The 13,298-nt window shown below is 39.4% G+C and carries 8 protein-coding genes; 4 read left to right on the top strand and 4 right to left on the bottom strand.

The features are described from left to right. From RBH95_RS16605 to RBH95_RS16595, 3 genes are all read right to left on the bottom strand, one after another. Complete coding sequence (locus RBH95_RS16605; RefSeq protein ID WP_307900683.1) at nt 1-306, bottom strand: antibiotic biosynthesis monooxygenase; 306 nt, start codon at nt 304-306, stop codon at nt 1-3. A 10-nt stretch (nt 307-316) separates the two neighbouring features. After that, nucleotides 317-1,048: a YqjF family protein gene (locus RBH95_RS16600; RefSeq protein ID WP_307900682.1), complete on the bottom strand. Its 732-nt coding sequence runs from the start codon at nt 1,046-1,048 to the stop codon at nt 317-319. An 81-nt stretch (nt 1,049-1,129) separates the two neighbouring features. Further along, nucleotides 1,130-6,709 carry an Ig-like domain-containing alpha-2-macroglobulin family protein gene (locus RBH95_RS16595; RefSeq protein ID WP_307900681.1) on the bottom strand — a complete coding sequence of 1,860 codons (5,580 nt, stop codon included), beginning with the start codon at nt 6,707-6,709 and terminating at the stop codon, nt 1,130-1,132. A 236-nt stretch (nt 6,710-6,945) separates the two neighbouring features. Here RBH95_RS16595 and RBH95_RS16590 point away from each other — a divergent pair, with 236 nt between their 5' ends. The 4 genes from RBH95_RS16590 to RBH95_RS16575 all read left to right on the top strand — a co-directional run bounded on the left by RBH95_RS16590 (nt 6,946) and on the right by RBH95_RS16575 (nt 11,919). Next, the gene (locus RBH95_RS16590) at nt 6,946-8,499 is read left to right on the top strand and encodes an aldehyde dehydrogenase family protein (protein ID WP_307900680.1); all 1,554 of its coding nucleotides are present in this window, start codon (nt 6,946-6,948) and stop codon (nt 8,497-8,499) included. 76 nt (nt 8,500-8,575) lie between these two features. Then, nucleotides 8,576-10,327 (top strand): T9SS type A sorting domain-containing protein, encoded by a 1,752-nt coding sequence (locus tag RBH95_RS16585; RefSeq protein ID WP_307900679.1) that lies wholly within the window; start codon nt 8,576-8,578, stop codon nt 10,325-10,327. 148 nt (nt 10,328-10,475) lie between these two features. After that, nucleotides 10,476-11,378, top strand: coding sequence for an OmpA family protein (locus RBH95_RS16580; RefSeq protein ID WP_307900678.1), 903 nt, complete (start codon nt 10,476-10,478; stop codon nt 11,376-11,378). Nucleotides 11,379-11,394: 16 nt separating this feature from the next. Continuing rightward, nucleotides 11,395-11,919 (top strand): hypothetical protein, encoded by a 525-nt coding sequence (locus tag RBH95_RS16575; protein WP_307900677.1) that lies wholly within the window; start codon nt 11,395-11,397, stop codon nt 11,917-11,919. A gap of 237 nt (nt 11,920-12,156) precedes the next feature. On the opposite strand, the gene RBH95_RS16570 is transcribed toward RBH95_RS16575, so the two are convergent. Further along, nucleotides 12,157-13,290, bottom strand: coding sequence for an ATP-binding protein (locus tag RBH95_RS16570; RefSeq protein WP_307900676.1), 1,134 nt, complete (start codon nt 13,288-13,290; stop codon nt 12,157-12,159). Nucleotides 13,291-13,298: the final 8 nt, after the last annotated feature.

The raw sequence follows: 13,298 nt of genomic DNA, 5'->3' as shown, positions 1-13,298 counted from the left end.
TTAGAACTCGTATTCGCGTTCTACTTTACAGATTTTCACATTGTACCAGCTGTACCAATGGTTTCTGCTTTTGCGTTGAGCTACTAAATGGTCACTGTGTTGTTTCCATTGTGTAATACTGTCTAAGCTTTCCCAATAGCTAACGGTTATGCCAATGTCATTTCGGGCGCTGTCCATTCCCAAAAAGCCTGGTTGCTCTTTGGCCAGTTGTTCCATTTGTATCGCCATTTCAGTATAGCCTTCGAGTGTATTGCTGTGTTTTGAGGTGAATATAACCGCATAATAGGGGTGAAACTTGGTGTTCATTGGTTGTGTGTTATGAGTGGGCAATGGGCAATTTGCGTTTTCCCCAAGTCAAAACTTGTACGCCTTTGGAGTAGTGGCTTCGATTGGGAGCATTCTTTAATAACTTGTCGAATTTAGGATAATGAACTTCGAGTTTTTTGACATTGAGCGTTTGGATGGGCCATTCCAAATGATGCACATCATAAGCAATTAGGCTGTCGCGATAATCCTGAAAAACGGTATAACGCTCCGTTAGCCATATATCCGTCTCGTCCTTATAATTCAAATAGTCTCCAAGCCGATATTCCACATCAAGGTTATTGTTTTGCTTGGTGTTTTGGGAATGATAGCTATAATCGTTGCGCTTGATATTGGCATGTTGATAAGGGAACTTCGAAATCATTTTCAAGATACTGCAAGAGGATCTTTTGCTACCTTCCATACTCAAAAAATAAACGCTAGGTTTTCCATGTCTTTTGACATAAGTACGAAGGTTGATTTCATGAAAATCGGAAATATGGGGCAATTTAGGAACACTGCGTACGCCAATATTGTTCATGTCGAAGGCTACCAAACTTATCCATCCTTTTCCATTTATGGTATCTAATTCCAATCCTTGAGGGAGTAGTGGCTCCAATTCTTTTGGCTCTAGTTCCCAATGAAAAAAAAGGGCCTTGTTCCATTCTTGATAGAATTTCCAAGGCCTTTTTGGTATGTTAAACGAGCGGTGTTTTGTGTGTTGTAATAGCTCTGTCGCTTTCATTTTGGTGTATTTTCAAGGAGGATATTATTGCAGTTGTGGTCTTCCTTAAAATTACGCATTTATTTTGTCTTCAGCTTCAATTTATTTTACAACATTCACCCATTTTCCTTTGGTTCTCACTAGGTAATCATTGTCGTACATAGCTTCTACTTGAATTCCGGGAAGGTAATAGGTGCCTAAATACGATGCGTTTAACATAATATTGAAGGTTTTAGTGTCCTGAGATCCTTTTTCGCTCAAATCGAAGTAGAAATTCACGCGGTCGTCCCTAATGTCTGTATAGCGAGCCTGACTAACCGTGGTATCACCAAAATCGGTGAAACGTGTGTTGACAATCTCCCAGCCCGAAGGGAATATTTGGGTTAATGCGATATCGTTGACGTTTTCTTCTTTTAGGTTGCTCACTTTAACTGTGGCTACAAAGTCCTGTCCTTGCTGAAGTTTGGTTATATCCACAGGATTACCGCCTAGATCTTTGTAAACTACAGAAACACTCAATCCGCGTTGTTCAGTCAATTCTTCTCCTAAGGGTAATTTTCCAGAATTCAAGATTCGTACATAAACCGTGTTGTTTATGTTATTGGTGAAGGTTATGGCATTAGTACCTTCAGAAACCTTCAGTTGACGTTGTGCAATGGCATTTTGGGTGTTTATGATTTCTGTTTTTCCATTGAAGGTGTAAGCCAGGTTTAAAGCTTTGCCGCCGTTGGCATTTACCATTTTTGCCATGGACATCAAGCAATAGGCCGTAGTTTGGGTGCTCATCCATTTGTTGCTAGAGAGGCTGTTAGCAATATATTCGGCAGTTTCCCTCATCTGCGGGTTTTTGGTCAAGACCATCGTCTCTAAGGCCATGGCACGATTTCTTTCTACTGAGCCATAGGTGTAATAGTTGTATTGGGAAGACGTGAAATGAATATTCGCCGAATTGGAAATTTGCTCACTTGCTTCCTTTTGACCGGCCAACGCATAAGCAGCAGCTAAACGCCATTTGGCTTCATTGGACAATTCTGTAAATTCACGCAAGCGGTTCATGGCTGCCAAATCTGGTGCTCCGGCCAAAGCCAATGTGTATAAACGATAGGCTTGTGCTAAATCGGAATTATGGGAGCGGTAACTTGGTCTCCAATCCCTAGCAGCTTGTCTTTGGTATTGCAGCCAATTGCTCTTAAAGGTCAAAGGCAGTACAAATCCTTTTTTCTCGGCTTCCAACATGAAGTGGCCCGCATAGGAGGTTCCCCAATCATTGGCTGTTGCTTCACCCATCCAATAGCCCATACCACCATTTGCAGTTTGGAAATGTGATAAACGTTTGATGCCGTTTTCAATATTGCTCTGGATGGCTTTCTTTTTGTCTCCAGTCAAATCGAATATGTCTCCCAAATACAATTGCGGGAACACGCTAGAAGTAGTTTGTTCTACACAGCCGTGAGGATATTGGATCAAGTATTGTAATCTACGTGTAAAATCCATTGGAGGGAGGGTTGAAAACTCTACGGTAGCACTGTTGCTACCGGGCACTCCAAAGGTGGCAAAGTCAATCGTTTTATTGGTGTTTCCTTCCAAAATGGAATCTATAGCCTTTGAGCTTATTGGGTTGGGATTGATAACGTCCATTTCAACTTTATAGGAAGACTGTTCGCCGCTTCCTTTGGCAATGACTTCTACCGTGCTGATGCCTTTGGCTTTACTCACATCCAATGAAAAGTAAGCCATTTGTTCTCCAGGCTTATTAAATGAAAGCGTTTGGGAAGGGTCTCCTTCTATGGTAATGCCATTGCTTAATTTTAAGCTTAGGTTGACGGTTTTTACCTTGTCCTCCATAGCAAAAACAGTAACTGGAAGTGTTACTTTTTCGCCAGGACTTAATTTCCGCGGAAGCGATGCCAAAACCATCAAAGGTTTTTTAACCTGTACAGATTTGTCTGTGCTTCCATAGGCTTCAGTTTGGTTGTTTCCAGCAACCACCATGGTTCTCACGGCTCCTATGTAGTTTGGGAGTTTTAAGTTATGAGTGCGTGTTTCACCAGCTTTTAAAGAGAATGGTCCTATATAACTTACGACAGGTTTAAAACGGTTGGCTTTTTTGTTTTTACCAGCAGTAGCATAGCCATCGCCACCTACGGCAAACACTTGGTCAATACTTCCTGAATACGCACCAATTACATCATCATAGATATCCCAGGTTTTTACACCTAAAGCTTCACGGGCATAGAAGGTATCCCAAGCATTTGGGGTTTTGAAACGAGTTAAATCCAATAAGCCTTCTTCTACCATCGCAATGGTATAGGTCATTGGCTTGTCCTGTTTTTCGGAAACACTGATTTCGAAGATCTGTTCTGGACACAACACATCGGGCATTTTTAGTTCGGGCTCCAAACGAGTGTCTGGATCTTCCACCATAATTGGAATGACACCGTAAAGCCTAATGGGGAGATCGTTGGCAGAAATTGCATGGGGTTGCAATAGCGAAATATTGATGAATACGTTTGGCGCCATTAATGACGTAATTGGCAATTCCACAGTGGTTTCTCCGGGTTGTGTTTTTACCCAGTTGAAGTCGATAACCTCGGTGCCATTTTCAACACTTACCAAAGCTCTTCCTTCAGATCCGGATTGGAAGGTGATTTTGGCTGTTTCGCCAACATTGTAGGTTTCTTTATCGGAAGCGAATACCAACATTTTGGCGGCTTCCTTATCGGCTGACGGGGCTTTTTGCCACCAGTTTTTGTAGAAATAAACGGTGCGCCCGGTAGCGTGCCCACTTACTGGATCGATAACTCTAATGAGGTAACGGCCGCGTCTATAATCAGGTACATTTACTTTAAAAGTTCCTTTTCCTTTGGAATCTGTGTCTATCGTTGTATTGAAAAACGGTGTATGGTATGAGCTGGAAGCATAGCTGGATAAGTTGTCGTAAGAGGAGTTCCACCACCAGCGCCATTCAATTTTATATACTTTTACTTCCAAGCCATCACGTTGTACAGGTTTTCCATCTTTATCCACAACAACAATGTCAAAGGTTTGGTCTTCTTCCGTGGGTAAAGACCCGTAGGCATTGCCTTTTGGGGATTTTAAACCAACGAAAGTTTTGTATGGGGCATAAGATTTTGTGAAAGCGTTTAATGAGAAATCTCCTCCGTTTTCAAAGGCACGTACCAAAAATTGGGCGTTCAACATTCCTGGGGCATTTTTGCCAATCTCCAGTTTTGAATTGATTTGAGCCAAACCTTCGGCATCTACATTGCCTTCAAAAATGTTGAGCTCTTCGGTGTTGAATTCTCTGGAAGGATCTACAAAGGTATAGTCCTTATAGTTTTCAAAACCGCTATAGGAAGTACTGAATTTAGCTTTTACTTCGGCTTTTAGATTTTTTCCTGGGGCTCCATGCAACCATTTCACATCCAAAATTCCTTTGAGAGGTGCGTTGTAACCCAAGACCTCATTATCAAAATCCAAATTTAGCTTTAACCTATTGGGTTTTACCGTTTCTATTTTAAGGGATTTATGGAATACTGCGCCACCAACAGAAACTTTGGTGCCATAGTTCCCTGTCTTTCCTTCGGATGATGTTGGTACGGTAAATTTGTAAAACTGATCAACATTTTCGGTAGTGACATTTTTATAGATGAGTTTGCCGCTAGGATCCATCACTTCCATTTTTACGGGATGCCCTTTTGGAAGTTTGTTCTGGGCATCATTTAAAATAAAGGTAAGGTGCAGTGAATCGCCTGGACGCCATACCCCGCGTTCGCCATAAATATAACCTTTTAGGCCGCGTTGCAATTTGTTGCCGGAGATGTCAAATTTGCTCAGGGATAATGAATTTCCATCGTGAAGTTTGACATATGTGGTACTTTGTCCTTTGGAAACAATTGCAAACGCCGCATGTTTATCGGAGTCAATTATAGTAAGGCCTTCTTCATCTGTGGTGGCTCTGGCAATTTCCTGTTGTTGGTAGTTGTAAATGGCTACCGTGGCGCTAGACTCTGGATTGGTAGTTAAAATGTTGGTTACGGCAAAATAGTAAGAGTTGTTGGTTCCCTGTTTTACAATGGCCCCTAAGTTGGATGCAATCAGGTTTTGCGTGATAATACGATCTTCATGATAATAGGCATCGTGGCAAGGATTGTTTTTCTCTTTCCAATTATAGGTGTAATGACGGTACCGGTAGGTGAGATTGTCCCAATATTCTTCTTCCTTTAAATCTTCATCCTGAGTGTCGGTTTCGGTGTAATCTTCTTCGTAATAATATTCGTCTTCATAATAGTATTCATCGTAGTCTTCACCATCATTGGAAGTACTGGAAGCCGAATGGGCATCACAATGGTACAGAGAATAACTTTTGTCGAAACTCAATTCTACGCGGTAGATGGCGCCTGGTTCTGCTTGGAAATATTGGGAAAGGTCGATACTGTAAGACTTCCATTTTCCTGTGTTTTCAGTTTCGTTTTGAATAAGCGGAATGGTATGTTTGGCAATTCTTCGTCCCACTTTTCTTATTTCACGGGAATTGTTGCTGTTTAGGTTATTGTCCTGTAAAAACTGTAATACGTTGTCTTCAAAAATCTTGATGATGCGTACATCAACCGCTTTTAAGTTGACAGCTTCAAAATTGAATTTCAGTTCTTTTGAATTTGGTAAAATCGAGCCGCTTCCAATCAATTTTACATTGGGTTTGAGCTCTTCAAAAGACACGATTTCAGAATAAGGCGTTTTTAGTTTGAAACCATCTTGGTTGGTGATGCCTTGAAAAACATCAATTTGGATATTGCCCACCAATTTAGCATCTGGATAGACTTTTAACACATTGCCATCTACCACAAATTTTGGGGATTTCACATTTTGAATGCTTACTAAACCATCAAAGTTTTGTTGCTGCTTTAAAGGATCGGAGAAGTTTAGGGATAAGCACTGCTCTGGCGATTGGATTACAGATACATCAACAATAGTGAAGTTGTTGGTGCCGGGAATGGTGATTTCGCGTTCTCCCTCATTGGTGGCTTTTATGGTTTTTCCGTTCCAAGTCACCACAATTTTAGAGTCTTCCACCAAGCGATTGATACTATCAATTTTGAATTCGAAGACCTTGGCACTTGCACTACTTTCATTGAAAACAATACTTAGAGGCTTATTGTTTTGGGAGGCTGTAAGCAGTTGTTTGGCATTGTCAAGAGAAATCACGTCAGCCGATTTTATGATACCTTCCAAGTATTGCCAATTCTTACTGTATGATTGCAGGTTGTTTGTAGTAATGTTAAAGTTAGGAGTAATGGTTTTAAATTGAAACGTGTAGTCCTTAAACTCATCAGGAATGTTTTGGTAAATGTCTTTCAATTTAACGGTTACCGTATACTCTGTTGAGGAATCTAGCGGTTCATCAGGCGTAAATAACAAGGAATGGTTGTTTGCAACGGTTAAGGTTCCTTGTACATACGGTGATATACTTACTAATTTATCATTGATCTCCTGTCCCATTTCCCAGCCTTGCACATCTTTGGCCAAATTAATTTGAATAGGGTCGGCCACGGAGACCATTCCAGAGGTTGTGTAACTAATGTATTCCCTGAACTTAAAAATATTGTCAGGTTCTTCGTTCTTTTTACAGGATACGGCAAGCGCCATCACAAGTGCGATAGCAAATAATTTTCTTAGAAGCATAGGTTGGTGGTGATAAAATGAATGAACTTAATTGTAAGAAATCGTGCGTGGTTTCTTGTTAAAATAATTACGTTCAATGAGTTAGGTTTAGATTCGGTTGGGTTGTTAATTTAGTCTTAAAATTATGGTATAAAAGGCTAAAGTTAACACTTATTAAACTTCTGAGGCTTTATAAAAGCGACTTATTATTAGTATATTCGCAAAAAAGCAAACAAATAATTCAAAAATTTTAAATTATGCAGGCAGTTGCAATAGATTTCGGGATAGAAAAAGCCCTAGAGGAATTGGGGATAGAAAATATAAATGAAGGGACTTCTACAGGAACCCAAAGTTTTTCAAATGGTGATATTATCGAAAGTTATTCCCCAGTAGATGGACAGCTTATTGCCAAGGTGAAATCTACCACAAAGGACGATTATGAAAAGGTTATGGAGGCGGCAACGTCGGCCTTTAAAGTTTGGCGTAATACGCCTGCGCCGCAAAGGGGGGAAATTGTAAGGCAGTTTGGAGATAAATTGAGAGAAAAAAAGGAAGCCTTAGGTAAATTGGTGTCTTATGAGATGGGAAAATCTTACCAAGAAGGTTTGGGAGAAGTTCAAGAAATGATAGACATCTGTGATTTTGCAGTTGGGTTATCGCGACAGTTACATGGTTTAACCATGCATTCAGAACGTCCTGGTCATAGAATGTACGAACAGTACCATCCTTTGGGAGTTGTTGGTATTATTTCGGCCTTTAATTTTCCGGTGGCTGTTTGGTCATGGAATACAGCATTGGCTTGGGTGTGTGGAGACGTGTGCGTTTGGAAACCTAGTGAAAAAACGCCGCTCTGTGGAGTGGCATGCCAAAATTTGGCAGCCGAAGTTTTCGCCGCCAACAATTTGCCGGAAGGAATTTCCTGTTTGATTAATGGAGATTATCGCGTAGGGGAATTTATGACAAAAGATAGCCGCGTGCCATTGGTGTCTGCAACTGGTTCTACCCGAATGGGGAAAATTGTAGCGCAGGAAGTGGCTTCACGTTTAGGGAAGTCCTTGTTGGAATTGGGAGGAAACAATGCCATTATTGTAACACCAGATGCCGATATCAAGATGACAGTAATTGGAGCTGTATTTGGAGCTGTAGGAACCTGTGGACAACGCTGTACGTCTACTCGCCGATTAATCATTCACGATAGTATTTATGATAAAGTAAAGCAAGCTATAGTGGATGCTTATAAACAGTTACGAATAGGAAATCCTTTAGATCAGCATAATCATGTGGGACCATTAATTGACAAAGATGCTGTAGCCAATTACGAAGCAGCCTTGACTAAAGTTGTTGCCGAAGGTGGTGATATATTGGTTGAAGGCGGTGTGCTTTCTGGAGAGGGTTATGAAAGCGGTTGCTATGTAAAACCGGCCATTGCCGAAGCGCAGCCGGAATTTGAAATAGTTCAGCACGAAACTTTTGCGCCTGTGCTGTACTTGTTGAAATACTCAGGGGAGGTTGAAAACGCCATTGAGATTCAAAATGGTGTTGCCCAAGGGTTGAGTTCGGCAATTATGACCAATAATTTACGTGAAGCAGAACGCTTTTTGTCGGTTGCAGGGTCTGATTGTGGAATTGCCAATGTAAATATTGGAACTTCAGGTGCCGAAATTGGAGGTGCTTTTGGAGGTGAAAAGGAAACCGGTGGTGGGCGTGAGTCTGGTAGTGATGCCTGGAAAGTGTATATGCGTAGACAAACGAATACGATTAACTATACTACTGAGTTGCCATTGGCACAAGGAATAAAATTCGACCTGTAAAAGATATTTTAAAAGATGAAAAAAAGCCGCTAATATATTAGCGGCTTTTTTATTTTTACCATTAAACCAACCTGAAATGCTTAAAAAATTACCATTCCTACTTTTTGTTTTTGCTCTGAATCTTAATGCACAAACATTTCTTCTTTCAAATGAAAACATTTTTATAACACCTACCGTTTCAAGTGCCGATGTTGGGGATTATGATGACGATGGCGATTTGGATATCATTTTGATGGGGCTTGTTGATGGCAGTATTTCTACACAGATTTATGATAACAATGGAGCAGGTAATTTTTCATTAAGCACAATTGATCTTGGAGAAAATTATAGAAATGGGCAGGTTGAATTTTTGGATTATGATAATGACAATGACTTAGATGTTTTTATTTCAGGATTGACTTTATCTGGAGGGAAATCAAGATTGTATACTAATGAATTAGGGGTGTTTACGGAAGTTCCGTTCGTGTTTGGAGGAGATACTATCAACAATCAATTTTGTTGGGGAGACCTAGATAATGATGGGGATTTGGATTTGATTTTAATGGGGAATTTTCAAGCTATGGAAAATTATGCTTATGTGTACAGAAATGATGGAGGTGGCAATTTTACAAGTCTAACCCATTCTTTTTTAGCCTTAAGCCAAGGTGCAATTAGAATGGCAGATTTGGATAATGATGGCTATAATGATGTTGTTGTTGGCGGTATTCAAGGAGAGATGGCTGTGGTTTCTTATTTGGAGGTTTACAAAAATAATGGGGATTTTAATTTTACTCAAGAGTTGAGTTTGGAAGGTTTTTTTAATGGAGATCTAGAGCTGAGAGATTGTAATAATGATGGCCTTATAGATATTATCAAGAATGGAACTACTGATGATGGAGATGCAACAAGGATGTATTTAAATTCGGGAGATTTTGAATTTTCAGAGAATGTTTCGGTAAGTTTTGCTTCGGTTGGAGATTTTGCCAATATGGTCTCGGCTGATTATGACGGTAATGGGGAGCTGGATTTTTTAGTGTCAGGAAGAGAACAGCCTTATACAGAGTTAAACTTTTCAACTTCTATATATGCAAATGATGGGGATTTGACATTAAGTGAGAATGTAACGAGTGGCATTAGCAATGGCTCATTTAATGACATTGAAATTGGGGATTTTGATAACGATCATGATGTTGATGTTTTTATAATGAATGGGAATGCTTGTAATACCTTTAGCAATAAATCCACGAATGAAAACATAATTCCAAATCCGCCCACAGGGCTTAGTGTGGAGATCCTGGAAAATGAAGTTGTTTTAAGTTGGGAATCTGGATGGGATAGTGAGTCTCCAATAGAACAGTTGTCATATAATGTATATGTTGGTACAATTACAGAAGGAACAGATGTTGTAACACCAGAATCCAATATAAGTTCAGGATATAGAAAAGTGGTGAAGCTTGGGAATGCACAATATAAAAGCCAGTTTTCATTGTTAGATCTTCCGGATGGCACTTATTATTGGGCAGTCCAGTCAATAGATAACCAATATGAAGGTTCTGAATTTTCCCTAGAAAATAGTTTTGAGGTCAATAGCTTGGGTGTTAATGAAAATGTATTATCAGGATCTATAAGATGTTTTCCAAATCCAGTTCAAAATCAACTCAATATTGTTTCATCAAGGAAAATTAAGCAGGTTAACGTGTATACTACATTAGGGCAGGAATTAATGAGTACCAATGGCAGTACTTTAGATGTTGTCATTGATTTTTCAGCTATGAAATCAGGAATGTATTTCGTAGAAATAGTGTGTGATGACTTTTCGAATTATCTCCAAAAGGTGTTTAAAAAGTAATTTTTCAAACGTATATTTTCGATTTTATGTTGGACAAAATACTTGAATCATCCTAAGTAAAAACTTGTAAAAATTTTCCCTATTCATTTATGTTAAAAGTTGCTTAAAATTTAGTAACTTCATGGTTAATTAATTAATCCTTAGCTAGATGAGTAAATTAACGTACCAACTTGGTATTTTGATTACGATCCTTCTTGGCGCAATTTTAAACTATTATTACTGCTGTAATATGGAAGAGGAAATTGTGGTTGAAGAGATTGTTTCAGAACCAGTAATTGAACCAACCAAAAATCCGTTTTTGGTTCAAGACGCCAATGGCAATTTAGATGTAAAAGTTAATGACAATTTTAACTTTCAGGCATCAGAAATGGTCATTTTAGAACCGCTTTCCGAAAGGGTGATTGGCGGTGTGACAGAATTGTCAGCCTATTTGGCTGAACATCCAGACAAATCAGTAAGTATTACCGGATATTACAAAGGTGATGAAGTCAACCATACGGCCTATCCTAATTTGGGATTAGCTAGGGCAGGGGCTGTCAAAAACTATTTTGTGTCCAAAGGAATTTCTTCGCGAATTATTGATACTCACGGCAAGCTGTATGATGGCATGGTACCAGATGCAGACAACATTTACTACGGGCCCGTAGAATTTGCAGTAGCAACTACCGGGGATCATGGCGACCTTGATGCTTTGGCAGATGAAATTAACAAGGATCCTCTGGTATTGAATTTTGGTATTGATAAGTTTGTTATTAACCTTACCGAAGAACAGCGGCACAAGTTTGCTAAAATTTCTAGATATCTGGATAAGGCAGAAGGGTCTACTTGTAACATTGTAGGACATACCGATACCACTGGGCCCGAAGATCATAATATGGTCTTAGGTAAGGAACGCGCTGATTTCGCCAAAGCCTATTTGGTGCGGCATCATATCCCAGAAAGTAAAGTTATTACTGTGTCCAAAGGTTCTTCTGAACCTATAGCCGATAATAGTACCACTGAAGGGCGTGCTGCCAATCGAAGAACTATTGTAACCGTTAACAAACCATAAACCAAAAAAATAAATTATGAACATGTGTAGTTTAATTCCAATTATAGTAGGCGCAATTTGTGCGCTCTTAGGGTATCTATTAGGAAAAATGCTTGGAAAAGGTCCTGATAATACCGCTGAAATTCAAGCTTTAAAAAATAAGATAGCCGAACTGGAGGGTAATTTAAAATCCTGTAAAGATAAATTAGGGGCCATCCAAATGCAGGATAGCCGTATGGCGGCAGCTATGGCACATGCGGCCATGCCTTTTAATGCAGCAGAAGCCAAGGCTATTTTTGGTAGGGCAATCAAGGAAAATGATCTTACCATCGTAGAAGGTATTGGGCCTAAAATTCAAGAATTGTTCCACAAGCATGGTGTGCATACTTGGAAGGCTTTATCAGAATGTAGCGTACCGAAATGTCAAGAAGTGTTGGATGATGGAGGAGAGGCTTATAAAATTCATAATCCAAAAACTTGGCCAAAACAGGCTTTATTGGCCTATGAAGGTAAATGGAAGGAACTTTTTGATTGGCAACAAGAACTTGATGGAGGTCTTTAATGCTAAGCCGGAATAAAATAAAAAAGCCGTTTCAAAACTTGAAACGGCTTTTTTATTTTTTAGAATTTTTTGAAAAACAAAACCCTATTTCAATGCCGAACTTGTATCGGGAGAAATAGGGTATGTATTTAATTGATTAATAGCTGTGCTAAATTCGTGAAAAAGAAGCTGGGAAATGGGGGTGTTTCTGTAGTTGGTACTAAAAAATGTATAATCGGTAAAGGTCGAAACGACCATTTAGCTGTATTTCACTTTTCTCAAAATTCGCATAGCATCTTTATAGGAATCATAGATGCTTTCGCTGTATTGTCTTAAGTAAGGTTTCGCTTCGTTAAGTTTGTCTATGGCGTTGTGAAACAAGTTAAGGTAACAGATTAAATAGGTTTCAGGGAGGTTTCTTAAGTCGGCAAGCTCGTTAGAGGTTAAGGTCAATCCTTTTTTGAGCTTTGCCAATAAGGTGTTGTTGGTGTTATAAATATGATGCAAAACTTTTTTATCGAATTGAGGAGGTTGAAAAAGTAGTTTAGCATCGATATTGTAATTGGCATTGTCCTCAAAACTAATCAGGGTTTCTTCCAACGGGTAGTATCTATAAGAATTTTGAAGGCCCAATCTAACATATTCAATGATTTTGAAACTGTTGTCGTCGTAACTGATGGAAACCTCGTCTAGATTGGAAAAGAAAATCCGAACCTGTTCATTGACCAATTCAATGTCTACCCTCGAAAAGAAGATTTCGTCCTTGACTGTTTTTTTCTTTCCTGACCAGCATAGCACGAAGTATTCTTTAAAGACTTTGTACTGCGGATTGTAATCCTTGCGCTTGTTCATGAAGTCAAATACACCATCTAGGGTGTATTCAATATTGTTTTGGGAGTGGTGCTCTATGGCTGCTACAATTTTAGAGTTGACATCTTTGATTTCAACATCGAAAACTTTGGGCATGCTCATGCTGCCTTCCCTGAAAAACACGGAGCCTCCATAGTATTTCCAGATGTTTTTCCGTAGGGAAGTAATTTTTCCAATGGGCCTGATGGTTACCAAACCCACCACCTTGTTATCTGGCAAATGCGGAAAGGGAATATTCTCATATTGCACAATGGGTGGGTTGGTTAAATAGGCGTTGATCAGGTTTTGAATCTTACTGTCATCAAAGAAATCCACTCCCCAAATTTTATTGTCTTCATCATCAACACCAATAACGATATACGAGTTGTTTTTGGGGTTGCTATTGGAAAGCGCGCAGATGTGCTTTAAAAATTTGGCCTTTCCTTCCTTTTGGCTAATATCGATTTTACGCTTTTTATCATAAAAACTGTTCTCGTCGTTATGTGCGAGTAGGTTTTTAATGAGTAGGCGTTTATTGATCATATAGCTGT

This window comes from Mangrovimonas sp. YM274, from assembly GCF_030908385.1.
Lineage (GTDB): Bacteria > Bacteroidota > Bacteroidia > Flavobacteriales > Flavobacteriaceae > Mangrovimonas_A.
The sequence above is the reverse complement of the archived record's forward strand: the minus strand, read 5'-3'. Positions and strand labels throughout refer to the sequence as shown.